Genomic DNA, 26052 nt, shown 5'->3' on the forward strand with positions numbered 1-26052 from the left:
TTCAACTTTCCTTTATGCCCTTATCATGAACTTCTTTATGGCGTGGTTCAATCAACTCATCTTCTAAAGCATCATTTAACGCTAAATACCCGTATCGCTCATAATCCACGACACCCTTTTTTTGCTTTCTATACATGCTAAAAATATAAGCGTACAAAAAGAGCGTAAAAAGAATGGTGAAAAACGCATACGCAAAACCTCTCAAACTTTCTAAATCCATCATTCACCCCTTATTTAGCGTTTTGATTGGCGTTGATCCTGGAATTACCCAAGCTATTCAAATAAGCGATCAAAGCCACAATTTCTAACACTTCACCTCTCTCAATCGCTTCTAGCACCCTCTTGTCTTTCATATCAGCTGTGATTTTTTTAGCTTCTTCTAAATAGGCTTTTTTCGCTTCTTCTACGCTCCCTAATTTCACGCCGTTTTCGGTGTCATAAGGCACGCCAAAAACCTTTTTTTGCGTCAAAGCTTCTGCATAAGCGGTGTCAAAGTCGCTCTTTTTGATGAATAAATGCTTATAAGCGGGCATGATGCTGTGCGGCACAACGCTTTTAGGATCAAACATGTGCTTTTCATGCCAATCGGTTGTGCGGTAATCCCCCACCCTGTGCAAATCAGGGCCAATCCTTTTAGAACCCCACAAAAATGGCCTGTCATACGCATATTCCCCGCTCAAACTATATGCGCCGTATCGATCCACCTCAGCTTGGAAAGGGCGGATGAGTTGGGAATGGCAATGATAGCAACCTTCTTGGATATAAATTTGCCTCCCCGCTGTCTCTAAAACCGTATAAGGCCGTAAGCCTTCAATCGGGCGAGCGGATTTAAAGAAGTTGGGCAAAATCTCCACCAAGCCCGCAATCGCAAACACAAAAATAAACGCAAGAGTGAAAAAGAACGGGTTTTTCTCTAAAAAACTAAACATTTCCAACCTCCCCTATCTGGCCATAGGCGTGGCGTAATTGGGCTCACGCTCTAATTTTTTGCCTGCTGTGATTGTCATAAAAATATTGTAGGCAAAAATAATAAATCCGGTAAAATACATAAGACCCCCAACGCCTCTAATATTGTAATAAGGGATTAGCACCTTAACCGTGTCAATGAACTGGTAAGTGAGATTCCCATACTGATCCACATCCCTCCACATCATCCCTTGCGTGATCCCTGCAATCCACATGGACGAAAAGTAAAGCACAATCCCTAAAGTCATGATCCAAAATTGGAAATCCACAAGCCTGCCTGAATAAATCTCTCTTTTGAAAAGCCTAGGCGTCATGTGATACATGCTCGCAATCAAAGTGAAGCCTACCCACCCAAGCACGCCGTCATGCACATGCCCTATAATCCAATCGGTAAAATGCGCTAATGCGTTCACGCTCTTAATGGCTTGAATAGAGCCTTCTAAAGTGGAAAGCATGTAGAAAGTTGAAGCTAAAACCAAGAATTTAATCAAAGGGCTTTCTTTGAGCTGGTGCCACTGGCCTCGCATCGTTAAAAGCATGTTAATGGCTGTCCCCCACGAAGGCAAGATCAACACCACTGAAAACACGCTAGAAAGGGTTTGCACCCAATCAGGCACGGTGGAATAAATCAAATGGTGCCCGCCCGCCCAAATATAAACAAACATCAAGCTCCAGAAAGAAAACAAAGTGAGTTTGTAAGAAAAGATAGGCTGGCCGCTCTCTTTAGGCAAGAAATAATAAATCGTGCCAATCACCCCACTCGTAAAGACAAAAGCGACCGCATTATGCCCCCACCACCATTGAATGAGTGCATCATTACTGCCTGAATACATAGAAATAGAATGCCAAACACTCCCCATATTAGCGACAAAATAGGTGGGGACAGAAAGGTTATTGAAGATATACATCACCGCTATACCCACATAAGTAGCGATGTAATACCATAAAGACACATAAATGGTATTCTCTCTCCTAACGCTCATGCTCCCAAACATATTAACCCCCCATAGCACCCATGCCACAACCACAACAATATCTAAAGGCCACATCAATTCAGCGTATTCTTTAGATTGAGTAAGACCAGCAAACAAGCTAATAACCCCTAGAATTAAAAGAAGAATCCAGAGCCAAAAATGCAATAACCCTACAACTTTCAAAAAGGGGTGTTGGTGGTAAGTGATTTTAAGCACCCTTTGACCGATATAATACCAACTTGCCCAAATCCCCCCAAGAGTGAATCCATAAATCACTGCATTGGTGTGTAAGGGGCGTAAGCGGCCAAAAATACCATACTCCCCTGCAATGTAATTCAAGTTAGGGAAAGACAATTCAAAGGCTAACACAATCCCTATTAACATGCCTATTATCCCAAAGCCAACCATCGCATAAAGAAACAATTTGCTAATGGAATAATCATAACTCAAAGGCACATTTTCTTGCATGCAATACTCCTATCTGTAGTAAATTCAACAAAGATAAACACAATTATAAAATTTTATCTTTTTCAAAAAGCTTAATTTTTAATCTTTTTCTGTAACATTGTAATAACCTAATCCAATTTGAATAACATTTTTAAGCCAAACCACTACTATCTTTGGCTAAAGGCTAAACATGATTAAACCAATTTTTTCAATCCTTGCCCCTTTTTTTATCGCAACGCTGTTGTATTTTTTAGGCGCACCGGATGGGTTAAACCCTAACGCATGGCTTTATTTTTGTATTTTCATAGGCATGATTATAGGGCTAGTTTTAGAGCCGGTGCCACCAGGTTTAGTGGCATTGAGCGCGTTAGTGTTGTGCGTGGCGTTAAAAATTGGAGCGAGTGATAAAGTAGCGAGCGCTAATAAGGCTATTTCGTGGGGTTTGAGCGGGTATGCGAATAAAACGGTGTGGCTTGTGTTTGTCGCTTTTATTTTGGGTTTAGGGTATGAAAAAAGCTTGTTAGGGAAACGGATCGCTCTTTTACTGATTAGGTTTTTAGGGCAAACCCCTTTAGGTTTAGGCTATGCGATTGGTTTGAGCGAATTGTGTCTAGCCCCCTTTATCCCTAGCAATTCCGCTAGAAGTGGGGGCATACTCTATCCAATCGTTTCTTCTATCCCGCCTTTAATGGGTTCGACTCCAAATAATAACCCTGACAAAATCGGCGCGTATTTGATGTGGGTCGCTTTGGCTTCAACTTGCATCACTTCGTCCATGTTTTTAACCGCGCTCGCTCCTAACCCCCTAGCAATGGAAATTGCTGCCAAAATGGGGGTGAATGAAATCTCATGGTTTTCGTGGTTTTTAGCGTTCTTGCCTTGTGGGGTGGTTTTGATCTTGCTTGTGCCTTTATTAGCGTATAAAACCTGCAAACCCACCTTAAAAGGCTCAAAAGAAGTGAGTTTGTGGGCTAAAAAAGAATTAGAGGGCATGGGGAGGTTTTCTTTAAAAGAAATTTTAATGCTCAGTCTCACTTTACTAGCTTTATTGGGTTGGATTTTTGGCAAACCTTTAGGCTTGCATGCGAGCGCGACGGCTTTGATCGTCATGGTTTTAATGGCGTTTTGTAAGATTGTAAGCTATGAAGACATCATCAAAAACAAGAGCGTGTTCAACATTTTTTTATTGCTTGGATCGCTGCTCACGATGGCTGGCGGGCTTAAAAATGTGGGTTTTTTAAATTTTATCGGCAATGCGGCTCAAAATTTTTTAGAGCATGCCAACTTGGATCCGTTAATAGCGGTATTATTTATTGTAGCCCTCTTTTATCTGTCGCACTATTTTTTCGCTAGCATCACCGCCCATGTGAGCGCGTTATTCGCGCTTTTTGTAGGGATTGGTTCACACCTTCAAGGGGTCAATTTGCAAGAACTAAGCTTGTTTTTAATGCTTTCTTTAGGGATTATGGGGATTTTAACCCCCTATGGCACAGGCCCATCCACCATTTATTACGGGAGCGGGTATATTCAAAGTAAAGATTTTTGGAAATGGGGGTTTATTTTTGGCTTTTTGTATTTAATCGTGTTTTTAAGCGTGTGCGTGCCTTGGGTCAAATTCATCGCTTATAGGTGGTTGTAGTTGGAAACTTTACACAACGCCCTTTTAAAATGGTATGAAGAATGTGGGCGCAAAGGTTTACCTTTTAGGAATTTAAAGGGCATTAACGCTCCTTATGAAGTCTATATCAGCGAAGTGATGAGCCAACAAACCCAAATCAACACGGTAGTTGAGCGTTTTTATTCCCCTTTTTTAGAAGCTTTCCCCACTTTAAAAGACTTAGCGAACGCTCAATTAGAAGAGGTTTTATTGCTCTGGCGAGGGCTTGGTTATTATTCAAGGGCTAAAAATTTAAAAAAAAGCGCTGAAATTTGCGTGAAAGAACATAACTCACAATTACCCAATGACTATCAAAGCCTGTTAAAACTCCCTGGGATTGGTGCATACACGGCTAATGCGATCTTGTGTTTTGGTTTTAGGGAAAAAACCGCATGCGTGGACGCTAATATCAAGCGCGTGCTTTTAAGGCTTTTTGGTTTAGATCCTAATACCCACGCTAAAGACTTACAAATTAAGGCGAATGACTTTCTTAATCCTAATGAAAGCTTTAATCATAACCAAGCCCTAATTGATCTAGGGGCTTTAATCTGCTCCCCTAAACCCAAATGCACGATTTGCCCTTTCAATCCTTATTGTTTAGGTAAAAACCACCTAGAAAAACACACGCTTAAGAAAAAACAAGAGATCATTCAAGAAGAGCGTTACTTGGGCGTTGTGATTAAAAATAATCAAATCGCTTTAGAAAAAATAGAGCAAAAACTCTATTTGGGGATGCACCATTTCCCTGACTTAAAAGAAAATTTAGAATGCAAACTCCCCTTTTTAGGCGCGATCAAACACAGCCACACTAAATTCAAGCTCAATTTAAACCTCTATTCAGCTGCAATAAAGGATTTAAAAAACCCTGTTCGTTTTTATAGCCTTAAAGACTTAGAAACTTTACCCATAAGCTCTATGACGCTTAAAATCTTGAATTTTTTAAAACAAAAAAATTTATTTGGGGGTTAAACCCTTCCAAATCTAAAATGGCTCTACTTTATCGCAGGCACCACTTCAGGGATCAAATACGCAATCGCGCTGATCACGACTCCCATAATCGCTACAAAAATAAGCGAGTATTTAACCGTGAATTTGAATAAATCGCTCTCTTTCCCGGCTAACCCCACTGCCGCGCAAGCGATAGCGATGCTTTGAGGGCTTATCATTTTGCCCAAAGTGCCACCCACGGTATTAGCCGTTAGGGTTAAAACCTCAGGGAGGTGCAATCGTTGGGCGGTGAGTTGCTGTAAAGAGCCAAATAAAAGATTAGAACTCGTATCGCTCCCGGTTAAAAACACGCCTACCCATCCGATCAAGGGCGAGAAAAAAGTAAAAGCCAGACCCGTATGGGTGAGCGCTAAGGCTAGAGTGGAAGAAATCCCGCTGTAATTAGACACATAGGCAAAGCTTAAGACTAAACCAATGGTGAGAATGGGGTAACGCATTTCTTTTAAAGTCTCGCCAAAGACGCTCAGCGCATCGCTCACTCGCACCCTTAAAACGAGCATGCTAACAAGAGCGGCCAAAAAAATGGAAGTGCCAACCGTGTTGATTAAGAAAAATTTAAACACCACCGGAAAACTCACGCTTTGATTGGCTTCTACAAAAGGTGGGCTTTTAAAGATGTGGTTACTGATGTTATTGAATTCAAAATAAAAATTAGAAAAAGCTAACAAGCCGTCTTTTTCAAATAAAGCTTTAAAAAAAGGCTGTATCCATAACACAATCACTAAAACCAAAATCACAAAAGGAGACCAAGCGACATAAACCTTACAAATATGATGGTTACTCTTAGTGAATGAGGCCGCTTTGCCGTCGCTTCTAAAAATCACTTTAGGCTGCCAGAATTTCAAAAAGAGCGCTGTTGCAACGAGTGAAACAAGGGCTGAAATAATACCGGGCAATTCTGGCCCTAAATAATTAGAGCTTAAAAATTGCGCGCCAGCGAAAGAAAAAGCCGCGATAAAAACGGCCGGAAAAGTCTCTTTAATCCCCTTAAAGCCATCCATTAAAAACACAATGAAAAACGGCACTAACAAGCTCACAAAAAAGAGGATTTTACCCGTCATGGCTGAAATTAAAATCGCTGGCACCCCTACCGCGCTCGCCATAGCGCTTATAGGGATACCCACTGCGCCAAAAGCTACAGGAGCGGTGTTAGCGATTAGGCACAATCCGGCAGAATATAAGGGGCTTAACCCTAAGCCCACTAAAATCGCCGCTGTTATAGCAATAGGCCCTCCAAAACCGATCGCTCCTTCTAAAAACGAGCCAAAACAAAAGCCAATCAAAATCACTAAAATCCGGTGATCTAAAGTGATGGATTGGACGCTTTCTTTTAAAATTTCAAAATAGCCGGATTTAACGCTGAGTTTGTATAAAAAAATCGCCGCAATGATGATCCATGCGATCGGCCATAAGCCATAGAGGAAGCCATAAAGAAAGCTTGATCCCACCATGCTAACAGGCATTTTATACACTAAAACCACAATAATGGCTGATAAGGCCACGCTCAAAAAGGCCGCTGTATAACCTTTGAGTTTAAAAACCATTAAAGATAAGAAAAATAACAAAATCGGCAATAAAGCTACAAGAGCGCTCAGCCAAATATTACCCAAAGGGTCATAAATTTGATGAAATTCTGACACTAAAAATCCCTTTAAAAAATATTCTCTTACTCCCCCAAACCCCCTCCATTAAGTAGGAGTAACTGGAATAATAAAGGGGAAGACATAAGCAATAAGAGTGAAGACAATCCCCATAATGATTGCCAAAGCGATAGAGTATTTTACTGTAAATCTGAACAATTCGCTCTCTTTCCCCACTAACCCCACCGCTGCACAAGCGATAGCGATACTTTGAGGGCTTATCATTTTACCCACAACGCCCCCGGAAGTGTTGGCCGCTAAGAAAAGCACTTCAGGCAAGCCAAGCTGTGTGGCGATGAGCATTTGCAAAGAGCCAAATAAAAGATTAGAACTCGTATCGCTTCCGGTTAAAAACACCCCAAGCCAGCCTACAACAGGCGAAAAGAAAGTGAAAACATGCCCGGTATCCGCTAACGCTAAAGCGAGCGTGGCGCTCATGCCGCTATAATTAGCCACATACGCAAACGCTAAAACCACGCCAATGGTTAAAATCGGCAAACGCATTTCTTTTAAAGTAGCCCCAAACACCCCTATCGCATCGCTGATTTTCACGCGCAACAAAAACACGCTTAAAAGAGCGGCTACAAAAATGGAAGTGCCTGTCGTTAGAATCAGAGGGAATTTAAACACGACAGGGAAATTGGTCGCTTCAGTAACAATGGGAACGGTTTTAAAAATCTTTTGACTGATGGAATTAAATTCAAACGCAAAGCTAGAAAACGCCAAAGCCCCGCCTTCTTTAAAGAGTGCTTTAAACCAGGGTTGTGTCCATATGATAATCGTAATAGTGAGCAACACAAAAGGCATCCACGCCACAACCACCTTACAAATATGGTGTTTTTCTGTGCTGATTGCAGGCTCTTTGCCATTGCTGGTGAAAATGCGCTTGGGCTGCCAGAATTTTAAAAATAAAGTGGTAGCGATCAATGACACTAAAGCTGAAATAATATCCGGGAGTTGCGGCCCCAGATAATTAGAGCTTAAAAATTGCGCAATAGCGAAACTAAACCCGGTAACAGCCACTGCAGGAAAAGTTTCTCTAATCCCTCTAAAACCATCCATTAAAAACACGATGAAAAAAGGAATGCCAATGGAAAAAATGGGTAACACCCTGCCCACCATTTGAGAAATCTCTAACTCAGGGATACCCACCACGCTAGCCATAGCCGTAATAGGAATACCCACTGCGCCAAAAGCTACAGGAGCGGTGTTAGCGATTAGGCACAATCCGGCAGCGTATAAGGGGTTTAGCCCAAGGCCGACTAAAATCGCCGCTGTGATCGCTACCGGGCCTCCAAAGCCGATCGCTCCTTCTAAAAACGAGCCAAAACAAAAGCCAATCAAAATCACTAAAATGCGGTGATCCGGCGTCAAACTTAAAATGCTTTCTTTTAAAATCTCAAAATACCCGGATTTCACTGAAAGGTTGTAAAGAAAAATCGCAGCGATCACAATCCATGCGATCGGCCATAAGCCATAAAGAAAGCCATAGAAAAAACTCGCGCTCACCATTTGAGCAGGCATTTTATACACAAATAATGCAATAATGATTGAAAGCACTAAGCTTAAAAACCCAGCGCTATACCCTTTAAGTTTAAAGACAATAAGAGAAATAAAAAAGAGCACAATAGGCGATAGCGCCACTAAAGCGCTCAGCCAAATATTACCTAATGGGTCATAGACTTGATAAAATTCCATAAATTTTCCTTGAATAATTAAAAGTACTTTTTTATCTTACTTAAAAGAAAAAACTAATTTTAAGTAGCATTTAATATTAAGTCAAATTTAATGGTTTTGTGGTTTATTTTAGTAACAATGTTTGAGCGAGTGGGTTGATCAACTTGTGGTTACAATCTTACTAATTTTGAGTATCATATTGTGTTTGAAACTCTTAATTTGGAATTTTAAGGAGCCTTCTTTGAAAGTCAATTTCTTTGCTACTTGTCTAGGAGCAGCCATATACAGCAACGCATCGCTTAACGCTATCAAATTACTCCGTAAGGAAAATTTGGAAGTGGTTTTTAAAAAAGACCAGACTTGTTGCGGCCAGCCAAGCTACAACTCAGGGTATTATGAAGAGACAAAAAAAGTCGTTTTATACAATATCAAACTTTATTCCAATAACGACTACCCTATTATTTTACCGAGTGGTTCATGCACGGGGATGATGCGGCATGATTATTTGGAATTGTTTGAAGGGCATGCGGAATTCAACATGGTTAAAGATTTTTGCTCTAGGGTGTATGAATTAAGCGAATTTTTGGATAAAAAATTGCAAGTCAAGTATGAAGATAAGGGCGAACCCCTTAAAATCACATGGCATTCTAATTGCCATGCCTTAAGGGTGGCTAAAGTGATTGACTCGGCGAAAAACCTCATCAGACAGCTTAAAAATGTGGAACTCATTGAATTGGAAAAAGAAGAAGAATGCTGCGGGTTTGGAGGGACTTTTTCGGTTAAAGAGCCTGAAATTTCAGCGGTTATGGTCAAAGAAAAGATTAAAGACATAGAAAGCCGTCAGGTGGATGTGATTGTTTCAGCGGATGCTGGGTGTTTGATGAATATCAGCACCGCTATGCAAAAAATGGGCTCTCTAACAAAACCCATGCATTTTTATGACTTTTTAGTCTCAAGGCTTGGGCTTTAACATTAAAGAATTGTTTTAAGGAATAATCATGGAAAAATACCATAGCGACCAAGAATACGAAGAAATCATCACCGACCAATTAGGCGATATGCAATTAAGGGAAAATTTGCGTTCTGCAATGGATACCTTAAGGGTTAATCGCAAGAATTTGATTAAGAATCGTTACAGCGAGTGGGAAAATTTAAGGGAATTAGGCAAAGAAGTCAAGCTTAAAATCTTATCCAGGCTTGATGAATATTTGGAATTGTTTGAAAAAAACGCCACTCAAAACGGCTTTAAAATCCATTACGCTAAAGACGGCAATGAAGCTAATGAAATCATTTACAACCTCGCTAAAGAAAAGAATATCAAGCGCATTTTAAAGCAAAAATCCATGGCGAGCGAAGAAATTGGCTTGAACCATTACCTCAAAGAAAAGGGCATTCAAGCGCAAGAAACGGATTTGGGCGAATTGATTATCCAGCTCATTAATGAACACCCTGTGCATATTGTCGTGCCGGCTATCCATAAAAACCGCAAGCAAATCGGTAAGATTTTTGAAGAAAAACTCAACGCCGCTTATGAAGAAGAACCTGAAAAGCTTAATGCGATCGCCAGAAAACACATGCGCAAAGAATTTGAAAGCTTTAAAATGGGGATCAGTGGGGTGAATTTCGCTATCGCTAATGAGGGAGCGATCTGGTTAGTGGAAAATGAAGGCAATGGTCGCATGAGCACCACCGCATGCGATGTGCATGTCGCTATTTGCGGGATTGAAAAATTAGTAGAAAGCTTTGATGATGCGGCGATTTTAAACAATCTGCTCGCTCCAAGCGCTGTGGGTGTGCCTATCACATGTTATCAAAACATCATCACAGGCCCTAGAAAAGAGGGCGATTTAGACGGCCCTAAAGAAGCCCACATTATTTTATTAGACAACAACCGCTCTAATATTTTGGCTGATGAAAAGTATTACCGCGCTCTTTCATGTATTCGTTGCGGGACTTGTTTGAACCACTGCCCTGTGTATGATAAAATCGGTGGACATGCCTATCTTTCTACTTATCCTGGCCCTATAGGCGTGGTGGTATCCCCCCAACTCTTTGGCTTGAATAATTACGGGCATATCCCTAATTTGTGCAGCCTTTGCGGGCGTTGCACTGAAGTTTGCCCTGTAGAAATCCCTTTAGCCGAACTCATTAGAGATTTACGATCCGATAAAGTGGGCGAGGGCAGAGGCGTAGTTAAGGGGGCTAAAAGCACCCAACACAGCGGGATGGAAAAATTCTCTATGAAAATGTTTGCCAAAATGGCAAGCGATGGGGCTAAATGGCGCTTCCAATTGAAAATGGCTCAATTTTTCTCGCCTTTAGGCAAGCTTTTAGCTCCCATACTGCCTTTAGTCAAAGAGTGGGCGAGCGTGAGAACCTTACCCAATATAGACACAAGCTTGCATGCAAAAGTCCAACACTTAGAGGGGGTGATTTATGAGTAAAGAGCTTATTTTAAAGTGCATTAAAGAAGCCAGAGCCAAGCATGCCATTCAGGGAGCAAACCCTATTTATAGGAATATCATTAAAGTGGAGTTTGAAGACTTGGTGGAAGAATACAAACATTTCCAAGTGTTGAATAAAGCTGAAGTCATTGAAAGCGCTAAAGAAAATTTAGAGCAAGCAATTTTAAAGGCTTTAGAAAATTTTAAGAGCAAAAAAGTCTTACACTCTACAGATTTAAATTTGAATTTTGAAGCGTTTAAGGATTTTACTTTACAGCCTTATGATAAAGAAATTGAAGCGATGCGTGAAGAGTTGTTTGAGATTGATACGGCTTTATTGCATGGGGTTTGTGGGATTTCAAGCTTGGGCATGATCGGGGCGGTTTCTTCGCATGCAAGCCCACGATTGCTTTCGCTCATTACCCTTAATTGCATTATCTTATTGAAAAAAGAATCCATTGTACGCAATTTAAGCGAAGGCGTGCAAGCTTTAAAAAACCAAAGTAAAAACGGCGTATTACCCACCAACATGCTCCTTATTGGCGGGCCTAGCCGGACAGCCGATATTGAATTAAAAACCGTTTTTGGGGTGCATGGGCCTCAAAAAGTCGCTATCATTCTCTACTAAAGGATACGAATGGAAAAATTAGAAGTGGGGCAATTAGCCCCTGATTTCAGGTTGAAAAACAGCGATGGCGTAGAGATTTCTTTAAAAGATTTGCTCCATAAAAAAGTGGTTCTGTATTTCTACCCTAAAGACAACACCCCCGGATGCACTCTAGAAGCCAAAGACTTTAGCACTCTGTTTAGTGAATTTGAAAAGAAAAACGCTGTTGTCGTAGGCGTAAGCCCTGATAACGCTCAATCGCATCAAAAATTTATCAGCCAATGCTCTTTGAATGTGATCTTGCTCTGCGATGAAGATAAAAAAGCCGCCAATCTTTACAAAGCTTATGGCAAACGCATGCTTTATGGGAAGGAGCATTTGGGGATTATCCGCTCCACTTTCATTATCAACACGCAAGGCGTTTTAGAAAAATGCTTCTACAATGTCAAAGCGAAAGGGCATGCTCAAAAGGTTTTAGAGAGTTTGTAGTTTAACTTTCTAACTTTCGCCCGTTTTAATTTGAGATTTTTTAGCCATTCTCTCACTTTTAAAAACTTGTTGTTTTAAATTTTGTTTTAGTTTTATAATAAAACTCATAAGGGATGATAGGGGGTGTTTTGAAATCATTCCCCTTTAATAGCCCTTAAGACCGCTTTACAAAAGACGACCACCCACTAGCTTTTTGATTGTGTTATTTTAAAAACGCTTTTGAGTATTTTTACAATTTTTATTTTTGTTCAGGTTGCCAAATGGTTTTTTCTGAAGGGGTGCTATCGGCTTCGTTTTGTAAGATTTGTTTTTTAGTTTCGTGGCAAGCCACAAACAATAACGCTAAAATTACAGCTAAAAGAGAAATTCTCATTTCAAGCTCCTTTGAATATTAAAATGCTTACGATAATTATAAAGTAAAAGAGTTAAAAAAAGATTAATCTCTTTTTAACTAAGCATGTTGTTTTTTAAGCATGTCAGCGATTAAAAAAGCGAGTTCTAGGGCTTGGGTAGCGTTTAGCCTTGGATCGCATTGCGTATAGTAATGGCAACTCAAACCCTCTTCGGTGATCGCTTGCGAGCCACCGATACATTCTGTAACATTCTCACCTGTCATTTCCAAATGAACCCCTGAAGCCAAACTCCCTTCAGCCCTATGGATTTCAAAAAAGCTTTTCACTTCATCTAACACGCTATCAAAAGCCCTTGTTTTAACCCCCAAGCTGGTTTTAACCGTGTTGCCATGCATGGGATCAATGCTCCATAAAATATGGCGTTTTTCTTTCAACACCCCTTGTAAAAGTTTAGGTAAACGCTCTTTAATCGTCTTAGAACCCATGCGCACGATCAAATTCAAACGCCCCTTAATGTTATGCGGGTTTAAAACATCGCACAATTCTAACACTTCGCCCGCGCTCGCATTAGGCCCGATTTTCACGCCAATAGGGTTACAAACCCCCCTTAAAAACTCCACATGCGCACCCTTAGGGTCTCTTGTCCTTTCGCCAATCCACAGCATGTGCGCGGAGCAATCATAAAACTGGTTAGTCAAACTATCCTTACGCACCAAAGGCTCTTCATAATGGAGCAGTAACGCTTCGTGGCTGGTGTAAAATTCCACTTCCCTAAGAATAGGCGTTTTTTCTATCTCCACCCCGCATGCTTGCATGAACCCTAAAGCTTGCGTGATTCGGTCAGCGATTTGCTGGTATTTTTGCCCAAAGTCGTTGTTTTTGACAAAATCCAAATTGAAACGATGCACTTGCTCTAAATTGGCTAACCCGCCTTGAGCAAAAGCTCTGATAAGGTTTAAAGTCGCTACGCTTTGATGATAAGCTTTAAGCATTCTTTCAGGCTTTGGCTCTCTTTCTTTTTTGGAAATCCCATTGATAATATCCCCCCTATAGCTTAGCACTTCTTCATTATCTAGTATTTCAGTCGCATTGGAGCGAGGCTTGGCAAATTGCCCGGCAATGCGCCCCACTTTCACGATCGGTATAGAGCCAGCAAAAGTTAAGACAATCGCCATTTGCATCATCACTTTAAACATGTCCCTAATTCGGTTAGCACTAAATTGAGAAAACGACTCAGCGCAATCGCCCCCTTGCAATAAAAACGCCTTATTGTCAATGACTTGAGCTAAGCGCTCTTGCAAGTTCCTCGCTTCGCCAGCAAACACTAAGGGAGGGTAAGAGCGCAATTCTTTTTTGACCCTTTCTAATTCTTGTTTATCTTTATAAGTGGGGTGTTGCTCTATCTTAAAAGAATGCCATGAAGCGGGCGACCAAGTTGTGTTTGACATTTCTACCATCCTTTATTAATCTTTTTTTAAGCGTTATTATAGCTTGTGCGGGTTAAATCGTGGATTTTAGAAAATAAATGCACGCTAAAAACCACCCCCCTAATCTCAAAAAACCCCAATCATAAAAAGCTTTATGCTACAATGAGAACTCTTTAACACGATAAAAGGGCGGTTTAATAGCATGGCACAAGAAAAAGCGGTCATAAGAGATCCTAAAAAACTCAATTTGTTTGATTTGCGTTGGATAGCGTCTTTATTTGGCACGGCGGTGGGGGCTGGGATTTTATTTTTGCCTATTAGAGCCGGTGGGCATGGGATATGGGCTATTGTGGTGATGAGTGCGATCATCTTCCCTTTAACTTATCTAGGGCATAGAGCTTTAGCTTATTTCATAGGATCTAAAGACAGAGAAGACATCACCATGGTCGTTCGCTCTCATTTTGGCGCTCAATGGGGTTTTCTTATCACTTTGCTTTATTTCTTGGCGATTTATCCTATTTGCTTGGCTTATGGGGTGGGTATCACTAATGTGTTTGATCATTTTTTCACTAACCAGTTGCATTTAGTACCTTTTCATCGGGGCTTACTGGCTGTGGTGTTAGTTTCTTTAATGATGTTGGTGATGGTTTTTAACGCTACGATTGTTACGCGCATTTGTAACGCTTTAGTGTATCCTTTATGCTTGATTTTATTGCTTTTTTCTTTGTATCTTATCCCTTATTGGCAAGGCGCTAATCTTTTTGTGGTGCCGAGTTTTAAAGAATTTGTGTTAGCGATTTGGCTAACCTTACCGGTGCTTGTGTTTTCATTCAACCATAGCCCCATTATTTCAACCTTCACCCAAAATGTGGGAAAAGAATACGGTGCTTTCAAAGAGTATAAACTCAATCAAATTGAATTAGGGACATCGCTGATGCTTTTAGGGTTTGTGATGTTTTTTGTGTTTTCGTGCGTCATGTGCTTGAATGCTGATGATTTTGTGAAAGCAAGGGAACAAAATATCCCCATTTTAAGCTATTTTGCTAACACTTTAAACAACCCTTTAATCAATTATGCGGGGCCTGTGGTGGCTTTTTTAGCAATTTTTTCATCTTTTTTTGGGCATTATTATGGGGCTAAAGAGGGTTTAGAAGGCATTATCATTCAAAGTTTAAAATTGAAAAAAGCTTCTAAAACCTTGGGCGTTAGCGTAACGATTTTTTTATGGCTGACTATCACGATTGTGGCTTATATTAACCCTAATATCTTGGATTTTATTGAGAATTTAGGCGGCCCCATTATCGCGCTCATTCTGTTTGTGATGCCCATGATAGCTTTTTATAGCGTTTCTAGTTTGAAGCGTTTTAGAAATTTCAAAGTGGATATTTTTGTGTTTGTCTTTGGGAGCTTAACGGCTTTGAGCGTGTTTTTAGGACTATTTTAATGGCTAGTTTTTCTATTTTATCCATTTTTAAAATCGGCGTGGGGCCTAGCTCTTCACACACCATAGGGCCTATGGAAGCGGGAGCGAGATTTTGCGGGTTGTTAAAAGGCGTTTTAGAGCAGGTTGCGCGCGTTCAAATCACCTTGCATGGCTCATTAGCTTTAACCGGCAAAGGGCATTTGAGCGATGAGGCGGTTTTAATTGGCTTGCATGGTATTTATGCTAACGAATTAGAGGTAACAACCAAAAAAGCCTTATTGCATGAAGTTTTTGAAAACAAGGTTTTAAAACTCGCTAACCAGCATCGCATCCATTTTGATTATTCTAAAGATTTGATTTTTGACAATAAACCTTTAGCCAAACACCAAAACGCTCTCATTCTAAAAGCTTTTAACACTAAAAATGAGGTTTTAAAAGAAGAGACTTATTATTCTGTCGGTGGAGGGTTTGTCTATACTGAAAAAGAATTAGACAACTTGTCTGAAGAGAGCGGGAATGGAAGTATTGCCTATGATTTTTCAAGCGCTAAGGAATTGCTAGAATTATGCCAAAAACACCAAAAAAACATCGCTGAAATCGTGCGTTTGAGAGAAGACGCTCTCAAAAACCGCCCTGATGCAATGATGGCTAAAATTTATCATGCGATGCTTGAGTGTTATGATAATGGGGCTAATTCTAAAGAAAAGTATCTGCCCGGTTCTTTGAGAGTAACACGATTAGCTCCAAGCATTAAAGCGCGTTTAGAAAAACACCCCACAAGTGGGAAAGACCCCTTAGCGTTGATTGATTACATTTCGCTTTACGCTCGCGCCATTGCTGAAGAAAACGCTAGTGGAGGAAAGGTGGTAACCGCTCCCACTAATGGAGCGTGCGCGGTGGTGCCAAGCGTGCTTTTATACGCTAAAAACCATTTGTTTGAAAATTTATCGCAAAAGGTCATCAATGATTTTTTACTCACCAGTGCAGCGATTGGCTATCTTTACAAGAAAAACGCTTCCTTAAGCGGTGCAGAAGCGGGGTGTCAGGCTGAAATTGGCGTGGCAAGCTCTATGGCTGCGGGGGGGTTAGCCTGTTTGTGCCAAGCGACCACGCAACAGGTTTTAATCGCTAGTGAAATCGCTATGGAACACCATTTAGGATTGACATGCGATCCGGTGGGGGGCTTGGTGCAAATCCCTTGCATTGAGCGCAATGTTTTAGGAGCGATTAAAGCGATCAGTGCTTCTAAATTAGCCCTAGAAGATGAATACAAGCCTAAAGTGAGCCTAGATGAAGTGATCGCTACGATGTATGCGACCGGAAAAGACATGAATGAAAAATACAAAGAGACATCGTTAGGGGGGTTAGCTAAGACTTTAGAATGCTAATGGATAGCTCTAATCTTTAGGGGTTTTATTTCCTAAAAAAGGCTTTATTTTTATCAAATGCAAACAAGCTTTATCCAACTTTAATATCCTTCAAAAATTTTAAACATAGGGTTTTAAAGCGTTATTTTATTGTTCTGGATTCCATTTTATAGTAAAAAGTTTATTTAAAACTCATAAGGGGATAAGGAGGTATTTTGAAATAACTCCCCCTAACCCTATAAGAGTGCGTTATGAGAAATTATGTTGGTGCAGGCTCTTTTATTTTGATTGTAAAAAACACTCAAAGGCATTCATTTGATTACCAATACTCCATTAAAAATTTTATAGGCTTTATAAAATGCGTTGGAATGTCTTAAGGTTATGTTTAACTCTATCAACCGCTGTATTTCAAAGATTTTTGCGCAACAAAACCTTAAGCTTACCGCAAAAAAACTAAAAAGCTTAAAGTCTAAAGGTTTTAAAAAAGCGGTGGTTTTTAAAAAAGATAGTCCTAACACAGAACGGAGTGATAGGGAGCTAAAAGCTTAAAAAGGAGTGTTTAAGAGACTCATTTAAAGCCCCCTACTAAAAAAGTAAGTTAGCTATTTTTCAGACTTACTAGAGTCGCTAATTTGTTTTTCAAACTCTTGTTGCAAGGCTTGTTGTTGCTTTTCTTTCTTTGAAAGACGGCGTTTTTTCTTAGGTTTTTTCTCTTTCTTTGAAGAAGTCTCCGGCTCTTTTGAAGCTGTTTCTTTGAGCGCGTTAGCATTGGTCGTAGGATCTAGATCCGAATTAGAAGCGTTCTGTGTATTCTTAGAATAGCTTATAAATTCAGGGCTATCAGTATGGTCTTGAATCTCCCCACTACTCCTCTTTTGAAACGCTGCCTTAGTGTCTTTCTCAGCCTGATCTTCCATTTTTTTAAGAGTGACTGCATCCAGTTTTTTAGTCTTTTCTCTTTGGCTTATCCTAACCATGCTGATCAAATATTTGATATACCCATCATACATATCCCCAAACTGCTCATGCAAAGCCCCAAAATCCGAGCCTTTGTAAAGCCAGTTAAACAAAGGGAGTGAAAGCTCTGTCCCTAAGTCTTTAAGCACATGTTTATAAAACTTCTCCCTGTCATTCACCACAAAAGAAACCTTGCCATTTCTATGCTCATAATAACAAATCTTTTGATCCACGCAACTTTCCAAACTCCCCTTAAAGAAAGCTCCAAAAGCGGATAAGTCGCCCTTACTCATCTTGGTTTCAGAATACTGGTTAAAATTCTTCACGCGCTCTTTTTCCAAATTAACCATGCTCTTTAAAACCCTCTTGCGGTCTTTTTTCACATTCCCTGTGGAGCTTTCAGAAAACATAACATTGGGATCAATCGTAGTGTTAATAGTGGCAGAATCCGTTTCTGCTCTCAACAAAAAAGTCGTAGCTACTAAAAAAAATAAAATCCGTTTCACACCAAACTCCTAATAAATATATAACCGCAACAAAAATAAATACTGTTCTTCATAAGCTCTCTTTTGAAATCTTCTTCTATTGATAAAAAACCACCTAGAATTCAAGCTGTTTTAGCCGTCTTAAAATACAGACTTTCAAAGGGTCTTTACTATTGGGTATGATACTATAAATATCCAAAAAATACAAACACTCCAAAAACTTTAACTCTAAAAAATTGGCATGCCCTTCACAGCTAAAGGATTTTAAGAGTAGCAAAGCCCACTCACCAGGCAAGTAGCCTCTATTTTAAGAGTCAATGCCCAAACGCTATGACGAATCATAACAAAAAAACGCCTTATATCCCCCTAGCCAAAAGCTAGGGACTTACGGCGTGGCTTCACAAAAATCAAAAAGTCAGCACACCTTAAGCGTTAATGCTCATGATGGTTTGGTTTTTTCCCTTTCTTTCCCTTTTTTTCATGATCGTGAAAAGGACCTTCACATGCGCAATCGTGCAAATCTAGCCCCTCTTCACGATATTCTTTCATGGTCATTGTTTTCTTTTTGTTAGCAATCACTTCAAGAATTTCTTTTTTACGCTTGTTGCGATCTTCTTGGCTTAAAGAAGCTAAATTTTTATCCATCGCTTTCTTAAAATCCGCTTTATATTTTTTACGCTCTTCTTCTTTCATCACTGCTAATCGCTTATTGATTTCTGCGCGAAACTCTGGAACTTCGCTAGGAGCAACTTTCCCTGCTTGCTCTAATAGTTGCTTGTCATCCATGCTCTTAAAATCGCTCGCATTCAAAAAAAGCCCCAAAAAAGTCCCTGTAAATAATAAAGAAAACGCCAATTTTTTCATCAAATGCTCCCAATTCAAAAATAAAAGACAAATTCTATCATTTGATTGATTAAAGATAACTTACAGTGCTTTAACAGCGAATTGATTTTTAGATTTTATGATCAGCGCTCCGTTAAAATCATTAATTCATTTTTGATTTTTCAAAGATTTGTTTGTGTGCTGTTGTTGGTAAGTTTAATTGCCTGTAAGGATTGTGCTTTAATTTTTATGCCGTATTGATTTTTTGAAGCCTTTGATACAAGAAAACTATAAAAGGCCATAAAGAGCAAAAGCCCTTTTCTATGCCCCCATAAGATTAACCCTAAAACACCTTAAAAGCTTACAATGTAACGCCAATAAAAGGCATAGGGGCGGTGGAAGGTGAATCTATAAGTAGTCCCTTCAGGCACATTATCCGCACTAGCGGTATAATAATTGTTGCGAATAGTTTGGATTTTCAAGCCAATTTCAAAACCTTGGTGTTTAGTGCCTAATCGGATCCCACCATTAACTAAGACCTGGAAATTTGATGGGTGGAAACTCCCTCTGTATTCATCAGCTAGGTCCTTAAAATAATAATTTGTTGGACCCCAAGAGGTGCCACCGATCGCAACGCCAACGAAAAACCCAAAATGCAAGTTCTCACGATTGAAAATAGCCGGGTTAAACAACACATCTGTGCCAGCCCCATAGCCAAACATGAAACTTTGAGAACCCTTGCGAGCGTCTCTCATACCATAATCATTATAAGTGTAATACTTATAATAAGAGCTTGCAAAATCAAAGAATCCGTAATAACGCATTCCAAATTGCGGGGATTTCTTAAAAAAATGCTTATACCCTACAACAAAACCAAAACCATTGATAGCGTATTGCTGATTGCTTAAGCCCTTATACCCACGAGTCCCTAGAGCACCATGAGTAAGACCTCCTGTTGGGTTTGACGCTGTAGGCATGTTAGGCGTATTAGAGCCATAAGCCCCACTTTGATTACCATTACAATTCCCATGGGAACAATTTTGAGCGGTAGTGCTAAGCATACCCAACTGGTAATCAATCCCTATAAAAGCAGCATTTCTTTCACCTTTTTTGGTAGGGCTAGTCTTAATAGCTTTTTCTTGCTTAGGGGTCTCCGCTGACAATAAGCTTGTCATTGCTAGAGAGACAGCACCTACTATAACAGATTTCTTCATGTATTCCTTCCTTCTACATTTTCTCTACTTGAGTTCTAAATGCTACATTCTACTATAAAATTGCTTTCTTTTTGATTAAATGTAGCGATTGAATGAGAATAAATTGAAACAAAAATCAATTTTAGGAACTTTTTAGTAAAAAGTCCTAAATCCTCTCCCTTTTTTAGGCTAAAACTAAAACCTAACAGCCAATAGAGATTAAAGATGCTCTTTCACGCTCTCTAACACGCTCTCAAAAGCTTGCATGTCATTCATCGCCATGTCTGCTAAAACCTTGCGGTCTAACTCCACGCCAGCCACTTTCAAGGCATGCATGAAGCGCGAATAGCTTGTATTGTGCATTCTGCAAGCCGCATTGATCCTTACCACCCACAAACTCCTGAATTCTCTTTTCTTTTGTTTGCGATCCCTAAAGGCGTAATACATGCTTCTTTCAAGCTGTTCTTTAGCCTTTCTAAAATGCTTTCTTCTGCCACTATAAAACCCTCTAGCGAGTTTTAAGACTTTTTTATGGCGTCTTCTGCGCACAACGCCTGTTTTAACTCTCATTTCTTTACCTTTCTTTTTAAAATATTTTTAGGTGCGTTTTTACAACGACTTTCCCTTAAATAAGGGGATTAACTCCACTTTCTAATCAGCATTCTCAAGCCCTGCAAAGCAACGACATGACAGAATGCGCGTTAGTGTGATGCACATGTTTTGGCGCGTTTAGATTGGCTTTACGCTTAGGGCTTTTTTTAGTCAAAATATGGCTTTTAAAAGCACTGCCACGCTTAATCAAGTTTTTTTTAACTTTGAAACGCTTAGACGCGCCGCGATTAGTCTTCATTTTTGGCATGATTTTCTCCTTTCATAAGGTTAATACGATTAAAAGGCGGGTTATTTTCTTTGGTTTTCTTTTCGTTTTTGGGGGCTTCTTTAGCCTTAGGCACAAACATCCACGAAACAAAACGCCCCTCGGTTTTTGGCTCTTTTTCAGGGTTGGCTAAATCTTGCATCATCGTTTGGACCCTAAAAAGCACATCAAGCCCGGCTTTTGAGTTTTGGCTCTCCCTACCCTTTAAAACCACTTTGAATTTGACATGCTTATTGGATTCAATAAATTCTCTCGCATGCTTGACTTTGTAGTTAATATCGTTTTGCGCGATTTGAGTGGAAAGCTTGATCTCTTTGATTTCAATTTGCTTTTGCTTTTTCTTGGCTTCCTTGATTTTCTTTTCATTCTGGTAGCGGAATTTATTATAATCCATCACCTTGCACACGGGAGGTTTCGCGCTCGCTGAAATCAAAACCAAATCCAAACCTAAATTTTGAGCGATATTGAGCGCTTCTTTGGAAGAAATGATCCCATACACTTCGCCATTATCGCCCACGCAACGCACTTCTTTAAAATTAATGTCTCCGTTTAACAACACTTCGTTTCTACTCAAAAACTAACCTCTTGCATCTTAGATTCAACCATGTTTAAAAACTCCTTTAAGGGTATTTTATATTGAGCTTGTTTTTCTCTGTCTCTAATGGATAAAATTTCTGTTTCCACTTCTTCATTCCCTAACACTAAAATCATAGGGATTTTTTGCTTTTCGGCTAAGCGTACCTTTTTATTCAAGCTGTCGTTTTTATCCAGCACTTCTACAAAAATATCGCGCTTTTTTAGTGCCTCTTTTAATTTCAAAGCAAAAACATGATGCTCTTCATTAATAGGAATGAGAGCAATTTGAGTGGGCGCGACAAAGAAAGGGAAATTCCCCCCAAAATGTTCGCTCAAAATCGCAATAAACCTTTCAAACGAGCCTAAAATCGCTCTGTGGATCATCACCGGCTGTTCAGCGTGATTATGCTCATTAGTGAAAGCGAGCTTGAAGCGTTCAGGCAAATTCATATCCACTTGAATCGTGCCGCACTGCCATTTACGCTTTAAAGCGTCAGTGATCTTAATGTCAATCTTAGGCCCATAGAAAGCCCCTCCGCCTTCATCAATCTTGTAATCAATGCGGTGCTCTTTTAGGGCTTCTTTTAAAGCGTTAGTGGCCTTTTCCCACACTTTATCATCGCCTATGGATTTAGCCGGCCTTGTGGATAATTCCATTTCATAGCTAAAATCAAACGCTTGCATGATCTTATGCGTAAAATCTAAAATCGCGCTCACTTCGCTTTGAATCTGTTCAAAAGAGCAAAAAATATGCGCATCATCTTGGGTAAATTCCCTAACCCTTAAAAGCCCATGCAACACGCCACTTTTTTCGTGCCGATGCACCACGCCGTATTCATAAAACCTTAAGGGCAAATCTCTGTAGCTGTGTAAAGCGCTTTGATAGACTTTAATATGCCCCACGCAATTCATAGGCTTTATGCCGTATTCTTGCTCATCAATCGTGGTGAAATACATGTTTTCTTTATAGTTGTCATAATGCCCGCTGATTTTCCACACATCGCTCTTTAAAATCTCAGGACCTTTAACCGGCTCATAGCCTCTTAAAAGTAACGCTTTACTCAATAAATCTTCAATGCGTTTTCTGAGTCTTGCCCCTTTAGGCAGCCATAAGGGTAAGCCCGCCCCTATCTCATCATCAAAACTAAAAAGTCCTAGCTCCACGCCTAACTTTCTGTGATCTCGTTTTTTCGCTTCTTCTATTTGGAAAAGGTAGTCTTTTAAGCCCTCTTTAGTGGCAAAAGCGATGCCATAGATTCTAATGAGCATTTCATTGTTTTCATCGCCACCCAAATAAGCCCCAGCCAGTTTAGTGAGCTTGAAATGGTTTAAAAAACGAGTGTTTGGGAGATGCGGCCCCTTACACAAATCTTCAAACTCGCCTTGTTGATACACGCCAAATGCATCGCCACTGATTTTACTCATGACCGCATGCTTTAATTCATCGCCCTTAAAACGCTCCAAGGCTTGCTCTCTGGTTAAAACCTCTTTAGTGATAGCGAGCTTTAACTTCGCAAATTCTTTCATTTTCGCTTCAATTTTAGGCAAATCCTCTTCGCTGATTTTTGAAGCAGTCTTAAAATCGTAATAAAACCCCTCTTCTACCACAGGGCCTACAAAAAATTTTGCGTCCGGATAAAGGGCTTTCAAGCTTTGTGCAAGCAAATGCGCACATGAATGCCTGATCACTTCTAAAGCCAAAGGCGAATCATCAAAATATATCGGCTCGCTCCCTTTTAACGCTTTAATCCCATCGCTCAGCCCTAAGACCTTCGCGCCCTCTAAATCTATTATTTGCTCATCTTTATAAACAGCAATCAGTTCCGCACTCATTCTTTAAAACTTATGTTTCCTTTCTTATAAACCTTAAAATTTAGCAATCTTTTGAGCCAAACCCACATTGCACTTGCGAATCCACTTTCTCAGCTTTAGGGTCGCTCATAGGCTTTAAACACGCTTGTAAAAACACCATACAAAGCAAATTCAATAACAACCGCCTATACAAAACCACCCTTTCTATTCAAAAATACCTAACTAACCGCCCATTATACAATAAAATCATAAACCAAAAAGAATACACCCCTTATTAAAAAGCTTGGAATACAAACTGGCTAAAACTAAAGCTCTATCATGCTATCATTATTATATTTTTGTTTTAAGAGACTTAATGATCATTTTTAAGGGAGTTTTGTGCGATATATCAAGTTTTTCAAAGAGTTGAACAATAAGAATGTGAATCTGGTTGGGGGCAAGAACGCTAGCATTGGTGAGATGTTTCAAGAATTAGTGCCTATTGGCATCAAAGTGCCTGATGGCTTTGCGATCACAAGCGAAGCGTATTGGTATCTTTTAGAGCAAGGGGGGGCTAAGCAAAAAATCATAGAGCTTTTAGAGAATGTTGATGCCACGGAAATTGATGTGTTAAAAATCCGCTCCAAACAAATCAGAGAGCTTATTTTTGGCACGCCTTTTCCTAGCGATTTAAGAGATGAGATTTTTCAAGCTTATGAAATTTTAAGCCAGCAATACCACATGAAAGAAGCCGATGTGGCGGTAAGAAGCTCCGCTACCGCAGAAGATTTGCCGGACGCTTCTTTTGCCGGGCAGCAAGACACCTATTTAAACATTAAGGGTAAAACAGAATTGATCCACTATATCAAATCCTGTTTAGCGTCGCTTTTTACCGATAGAGCGATTAGCTATAGAGCGAGCCGTGGGTTTGATCATTTAAAAGTCGCCTTGAGTGTGGGGGTGCAAAAAATGGTGCGAGCGGATAAAGGTAGCGCGGGCGTGATGTTTTCTATTGACACCGAAACCGGCTTTAAGGATGCGGTATTTATCACTTCAGCGTGGGGGTTAGGCGAAAATGTGGTGGGCGGCACGATAAACCCTGATGAATTTTATGTGTTTAAGCCCACTTTAGAGCAAAACAAACGCCCCATTATCAAACGCCAACTCGGCAACAAAACGCAAAAAATGGTCTATGCCCCAAGGGGTAGCGAACACCCCACCAGAAACATTAAAACCACCAAAAAAGAATGGCAATCCTTTTCACTGAGCGATGAAGACGTGCTGATTTTAGCCAAATACGCCATTGAAATTGAAAAACATTACTCTAAAGAAGCCAAACAATACCGCCCTATGGATATAGAATGGGCTAAAGATGGCGATAGCGGGGAAATCTTTATCGTTCAAGCGCGCCCAGAAACCGTTCAAAGCCAAAAAACCAAAGAAGAAAGTCAAGTCTTTGAAAAATTCAAATTCAAAAACCCTAACGAAAAGAAAGAGATTATCTTACAAGGCAGAGCGATTGGGAGTAAAATTGGCTCAGGGAAAGTGCGTATCATCAATGATTTGGAGCACATGAATTCTTTTAAAGAGGGCGAAATTTTAGTTACGGATAACACCGACCCAGACTGGGAGCCTTGCATGAAAAAAGCGAGCGCGGTTATCACCAATCGTGGGGGGCGCACTTGCCATGCCGCTATTGTGGCTAGAGAAATTGGCGTGCCAGCGATTGTTGGGGTGAGCGGGGCGACTGATAGCCTTTATACCGGCATGGAAATCACGGTTTCTTGCGCTGAGGGCGAAGAGGGCTATGTGTATGCGGGCATTTATGAGCATGAAATTGAAAGGGTGGAGCTTTCTAACATGCAAGAAACGCAAACAAAAATTTACATTAACATTGGAAACCCTGAAAAAGCCTTTGGCTTTTCTCAGCTCCCTAATCACGGCGTAGGGCTAGCCAGAATGGAAATGATTATTTTAAATCAAATCAAAGCCCACCCTTTAGCCTTAGTGGATTTGCACCACAAAAAAAGCGTGAAAGAAAAAAATGAAATTGAAAACCTCATGGCAGGCTATGCTAACCCTAAAGATTTTTTTGTGAAAAAAATCGCTGAAGGCATTGGCATGATCAGTGCAGCGTTTTACCCTAAACCTGTGATTGTGAGAACGAGCGATTTCAAATCCAATGAATACATGCGCATGCTTGGCGGCTCTAGCTATGAGCCTAATGAAGAAAATCCCATGCTTGGCTATAGGGGGGCTAGTCGGTATTATTCAGAAAGCTATAATGAAGCGTTTTCATGGGAGTGTGAAGCTTTAGCGTTAGTGAGAGAAGAAATGGGATTAACCAACATGAAAGTGATGATCCCTTTTTTGCGCACCATTGAAGAGGGTAAAAAAGTCCTAGAAATCTTAAGAAAAAACAATTTAGAATCCGGTAAAAACGGGCTTGAAATTTACATCATGTGCGAATTACCGGTGAATGTCATTTTGGCTGATGATTTCTTAAGCTTGTTTGATGGCTTTTCTATTGGCTCTAATGATTTAACCCAGCTCACTTTAGGCGTGGATAGAGACAGCGAATTGGTCAGCCATGTCTTTGATGAAAGGAATGAAGCGATGCTAAAAATGTTTAAAAAAGCGATTGAAGCTTGTAAAAGGCACAACAAATATTGCGGGATTTGCGGGCAAGCCCCAAGCGATTACCCTGAAGTGACAGAGTTTTTAGTCAAAGAGGGCATCACTTCCATTTCTTTAAACCCCGATAGCGTGATCCCCACTTGGAACGCTGTAGCCAAGTTAGAAAAAGAGTTGAAAGAACATGGCTTAACTGCACATTGATAATAAAGGGGTTGATCTAACTTGAGTGGGTTTT

At 40.2% G+C, this 26052-nt stretch carries 25 protein-coding genes and 1 pseudogene; 10 read left to right on the top strand and 16 right to left on the bottom strand.

The annotated features are described in order from the left end of the window. Window position 1 precedes the first annotated feature (1 nt). Genes QAP06_RS06605 through ccoN form a run of 3 tightly spaced genes read right to left on the bottom strand, consistent with a single transcriptional unit; the run spans window position 2 to window position 2408 of the window. Window positions 2-220: a cytochrome c oxidase, cbb3-type, CcoQ subunit gene (locus QAP06_RS06605; protein WP_001847091.1), complete on the bottom strand. Its 219-nt coding sequence runs from the start codon at window positions 218-220 to the stop codon at window positions 2-4. A gap of 10 nt (window positions 221-230) precedes the next feature. Beyond that, window positions 231-929, bottom strand: a complete 699-nt coding sequence (gene ccoO / locus QAP06_RS06610) for a cytochrome-c oxidase, cbb3-type subunit II (RefSeq protein ID WP_000490782.1) — start codon at window positions 927-929, stop codon at window positions 231-233. A 12-nt stretch (window positions 930-941) separates the two neighbouring features. Continuing rightward, a complete protein-coding gene (gene ccoN, locus QAP06_RS06615; RefSeq protein WP_286465535.1) occupies window positions 942-2408 on the bottom strand; it encodes a cytochrome-c oxidase, cbb3-type subunit I in 1467 nt (488 codons plus the stop codon). Between the two features lie 169 nt (window positions 2409-2577). Between ccoN and QAP06_RS06620 the strand changes: the two genes are divergently transcribed. Together QAP06_RS06620 and QAP06_RS06625 are read left to right on the top strand one after the other, a co-directional pair. Continuing rightward, window positions 2578-4026, top strand: a complete 1449-nt coding sequence (locus tag QAP06_RS06620) for a DASS family sodium-coupled anion symporter (protein WP_286465536.1) — start codon at window positions 2578-2580, stop codon at window positions 4024-4026. Further along, complete coding sequence (locus tag QAP06_RS06625; RefSeq protein WP_286465537.1) at window positions 4027-5013, top strand: adenine-specific DNA glycosylase; 987 nt, start codon at window positions 4027-4029, stop codon at window positions 5011-5013. A gap of 23 nt (window positions 5014-5036) precedes the next feature. Here QAP06_RS06625 and QAP06_RS06630 read toward each other — a convergent pair whose 3' ends face one another. Next, a complete protein-coding gene (locus tag QAP06_RS06630) occupies window positions 5037-6692 on the bottom strand; it encodes an L-lactate permease (protein ID WP_286465538.1) in 1656 nt (551 codons plus the stop codon). 48 nt (window positions 6693-6740) lie between these two features. Further along, window positions 6741-8390 carry an L-lactate permease gene (locus QAP06_RS06635; protein ID WP_286465539.1) on the bottom strand — a complete coding sequence of 550 codons (1650 nt, stop codon included), beginning with the start codon at window positions 8388-8390 and terminating at the stop codon, window positions 6741-6743. Window positions 8391-8610: 220 nt separating this feature from the next. Between QAP06_RS06635 and QAP06_RS06640 the strand changes: the two genes are divergently transcribed. From QAP06_RS06640 to QAP06_RS06655, 4 genes are read left to right on the top strand one after another with little or no spacing between them, the layout of a single operon-like run. Beyond that, window positions 8611-9339, top strand: coding sequence for a (Fe-S)-binding protein (locus QAP06_RS06640; RefSeq protein WP_000867259.1), 729 nt, complete (start codon window positions 8611-8613; stop codon window positions 9337-9339). A 28-nt stretch (window positions 9340-9367) separates the two neighbouring features. Next, a complete protein-coding gene (locus QAP06_RS06645; RefSeq protein ID WP_286465540.1) occupies window positions 9368-10813 on the top strand; it encodes a LutB/LldF family L-lactate oxidation iron-sulfur protein in 1446 nt (481 codons plus the stop codon). After that, the gene (locus QAP06_RS06650; RefSeq protein ID WP_033763711.1) at window positions 10806-11441 is read left to right on the top strand and encodes a LutC/YkgG family protein; all 636 of its coding nucleotides are present in this window, start codon (window positions 10806-10808) and stop codon (window positions 11439-11441) included. The genes QAP06_RS06645 and QAP06_RS06650 overlap by 8 nt, the downstream gene beginning before the upstream one ends. Before the next feature lie 9 nt (window positions 11442-11450). Then, the gene (locus tag QAP06_RS06655) at window positions 11451-11909 is read left to right on the top strand and encodes a peroxiredoxin (protein WP_000412979.1); all 459 of its coding nucleotides are present in this window, start codon (window positions 11451-11453) and stop codon (window positions 11907-11909) included. Between the two features lie 238 nt (window positions 11910-12147). Here the strand turns inward: QAP06_RS06655 and QAP06_RS06660 are convergent, their stop codons facing one another. Continuing rightward, complete coding sequence (locus tag QAP06_RS06660) at window positions 12148-12282, bottom strand: HP0135 family lipoprotein (protein WP_001222899.1); 135 nt, start codon at window positions 12280-12282, stop codon at window positions 12148-12150. A gap of 78 nt (window positions 12283-12360) precedes the next feature. Next, complete coding sequence (locus tag QAP06_RS06665) at window positions 12361-13710, bottom strand: class II 3-deoxy-7-phosphoheptulonate synthase (protein ID WP_286465545.1); 1350 nt, start codon at window positions 13708-13710, stop codon at window positions 12361-12363. 181 nt (window positions 13711-13891) lie between these two features. Between QAP06_RS06665 and QAP06_RS06670 the strand changes: the two genes are divergently transcribed. Both QAP06_RS06670 and QAP06_RS06675 read left to right on the top strand, forming a co-directional pair. Next, a complete protein-coding gene (locus tag QAP06_RS06670) occupies window positions 13892-15133 on the top strand; it encodes a serine/threonine transporter (protein WP_286465546.1) in 1242 nt (413 codons plus the stop codon). Beyond that, complete coding sequence (locus QAP06_RS06675) at window positions 15133-16500, top strand: L-serine ammonia-lyase (protein ID WP_286465548.1); 1368 nt, start codon at window positions 15133-15135, stop codon at window positions 16498-16500. The genes QAP06_RS06670 and QAP06_RS06675 overlap by 1 nt, the downstream gene beginning before the upstream one ends. Before the next feature lie 581 nt (window positions 16501-17081). Here the strand turns inward: QAP06_RS06675 and QAP06_RS06680 are convergent. Next, entirely contained in the window at window positions 17082-17942 is an 861-nt protein-coding gene (locus QAP06_RS06680; protein WP_286465549.1) for a hypothetical protein, read from the bottom strand. Between QAP06_RS06680 and QAP06_RS06685 the strand changes: the two are divergent. Beyond that, window positions 17866-18057: pseudogene (locus tag QAP06_RS06685) on the top strand (hypothetical protein). The gene QAP06_RS06680 and the pseudogene QAP06_RS06685 overlap by 77 nt on opposite strands. Here QAP06_RS06685 and QAP06_RS06690 read toward each other — a convergent pair. The 8 genes from QAP06_RS06690 to QAP06_RS06725 all read right to left on the bottom strand — a co-directional run bounded on the left by QAP06_RS06690 (window position 18037) and on the right by QAP06_RS06725 (window position 23394). Beyond that, window positions 18037-18216, bottom strand: a complete 180-nt coding sequence (locus QAP06_RS06690) for a hypothetical protein (protein ID WP_286465550.1) — start codon at window positions 18214-18216, stop codon at window positions 18037-18039. The pseudogene QAP06_RS06685 and the gene QAP06_RS06690 sit on opposite strands and share 21 nt — an antisense overlap. A 137-nt stretch (window positions 18217-18353) precedes the next feature. Beyond that, entirely contained in the window at window positions 18354-18785 is a 432-nt protein-coding gene (locus QAP06_RS06695; protein WP_286465551.1) for a DUF1104 domain-containing protein, read from the bottom strand. A 311-nt stretch (window positions 18786-19096) separates the two neighbouring features. Then, the gene (locus QAP06_RS06700) at window positions 19097-19957 is read right to left on the bottom strand and encodes an outer membrane protein (protein WP_000750237.1); all 861 of its coding nucleotides are present in this window, start codon (window positions 19955-19957) and stop codon (window positions 19097-19099) included. Window positions 19958-20155: 198 nt separating this feature from the next. Continuing rightward, the gene (rplT, locus tag QAP06_RS06705) at window positions 20156-20506 is read right to left on the bottom strand and encodes a 50S ribosomal protein L20 (protein WP_001264172.1); all 351 of its coding nucleotides are present in this window, start codon (window positions 20504-20506) and stop codon (window positions 20156-20158) included. A 94-nt stretch (window positions 20507-20600) separates the two neighbouring features. Continuing rightward, window positions 20601-20795: a 50S ribosomal protein L35 gene (gene rpmI / locus QAP06_RS06710; RefSeq protein WP_001125542.1), complete on the bottom strand. Its 195-nt coding sequence runs from the start codon at window positions 20793-20795 to the stop codon at window positions 20601-20603. Next, window positions 20776-21387 (bottom strand): translation initiation factor IF-3, encoded by a 612-nt coding sequence (infC, locus tag QAP06_RS06715; protein ID WP_000089219.1) that lies wholly within the window; start codon window positions 21385-21387, stop codon window positions 20776-20778. The genes rpmI and infC overlap by 20 nt, the downstream gene beginning before the upstream one ends. After that, the gene (gene thrS / locus QAP06_RS06720) at window positions 21384-23222 is read right to left on the bottom strand and encodes a threonine--tRNA ligase (RefSeq protein ID WP_286465552.1); all 1839 of its coding nucleotides are present in this window, start codon (window positions 23220-23222) and stop codon (window positions 21384-21386) included. Before thrS ends, infC begins: the two co-directional genes overlap by 4 nt. A 40-nt stretch (window positions 23223-23262) precedes the next feature. Further along, a complete protein-coding gene (locus QAP06_RS06725) occupies window positions 23263-23394 on the bottom strand; it encodes a hypothetical protein (protein WP_001892720.1) in 132 nt (43 codons plus the stop codon). A gap of 185 nt (window positions 23395-23579) precedes the next feature. On the opposite strand from QAP06_RS06725, the gene ppsA reads away from it, so the two are divergent. Next, window positions 23580-26018 carry a pyruvate, water dikinase gene (gene ppsA / locus QAP06_RS06730; RefSeq protein WP_140447850.1) on the top strand — a complete coding sequence of 813 codons (2439 nt, stop codon included), beginning with the start codon at window positions 23580-23582 and terminating at the stop codon, window positions 26016-26018. The last annotated feature ends 34 nt before the right edge of the window (window positions 26019-26052 follow it).

Origin of the sequence: Helicobacter pylori, assembly GCF_030323545.1 — a bacterium.
Classification (GTDB): Bacteria; Campylobacterota; Campylobacteria; order Campylobacterales; family Helicobacteraceae; genus Helicobacter; species Helicobacter pylori_CO.

Bases quoted from the DNA above. Each gene is read 5' to 3' on its own strand.
- QAP06_RS06605 (WP_001847091.1), bottom strand. From the start codon at position 220: ATGGATTTAGAAAGTTTGAGAGGTTTTGCGTATGCGTTTTTCACCATT.
- ccoO (WP_000490782.1), bottom strand. From the start codon at position 929: ATGTTTAGTTTTTTAGAGAAAAACCCGTTCTTTTTCACTCTTGCGTTT.
- ccoN (WP_286465535.1), bottom strand. From the start codon at position 2,408: ATGCAAGAAAATGTGCCTTTGAGTTATGATTATTCCATTAGCAAATTG.
- QAP06_RS06620 (WP_286465536.1), top strand. From the start codon at position 2,578: ATGATTAAACCAATTTTTTCAATCCTTGCCCCTTTTTTTATCGCAACG.
- QAP06_RS06635 (WP_286465539.1), bottom strand. From the start codon at position 8,390: ATGGAATTTTATCAAGTCTATGACCCATTAGGTAATATTTGGCTGAGC.
- QAP06_RS06645 (WP_286465540.1), top strand. From the start codon at position 9,368: ATGGAAAAATACCATAGCGACCAAGAATACGAAGAAATCATCACCGAC.
- QAP06_RS06650 (WP_033763711.1), top strand. From the start codon at position 10,806: ATGAGTAAAGAGCTTATTTTAAAGTGCATTAAAGAAGCCAGAGCCAAG.
- QAP06_RS06655 (WP_000412979.1), top strand. From the start codon at position 11,451: ATGGAAAAATTAGAAGTGGGGCAATTAGCCCCTGATTTCAGGTTGAAA.
- QAP06_RS06660 (WP_001222899.1), bottom strand. From the start codon at position 12,282: ATGAGAATTTCTCTTTTAGCTGTAATTTTAGCGTTATTGTTTGTGGCT.
- QAP06_RS06665 (WP_286465545.1), bottom strand. From the start codon at position 13,710: ATGTCAAACACAACTTGGTCGCCCGCTTCATGGCATTCTTTTAAGATA.
- QAP06_RS06670 (WP_286465546.1), top strand. From the start codon at position 13,892: ATGGCACAAGAAAAAGCGGTCATAAGAGATCCTAAAAAACTCAATTTG.
- QAP06_RS06675 (WP_286465548.1), top strand. From the start codon at position 15,133: ATGGCTAGTTTTTCTATTTTATCCATTTTTAAAATCGGCGTGGGGCCT.
- QAP06_RS06695 (WP_286465551.1), bottom strand. From the start codon at position 18,785: ATGAAAAAATTGGCGTTTTCTTTATTATTTACAGGGACTTTTTTGGGG.
- QAP06_RS06700 (WP_000750237.1), bottom strand. From the start codon at position 19,957: ATGAAGAAATCTGTTATAGTAGGTGCTGTCTCTCTAGCAATGACAAGC.
- rplT (WP_001264172.1), bottom strand. From the start codon at position 20,506: ATGAGAGTTAAAACAGGCGTTGTGCGCAGAAGACGCCATAAAAAAGTC.
- rpmI (WP_001125542.1), bottom strand. From the start codon at position 20,795: ATGCCAAAAATGAAGACTAATCGCGGCGCGTCTAAGCGTTTCAAAGTT.
- thrS (WP_286465552.1), bottom strand. From the start codon at position 23,222: ATGAGTGCGGAACTGATTGCTGTTTATAAAGATGAGCAAATAATAGAT.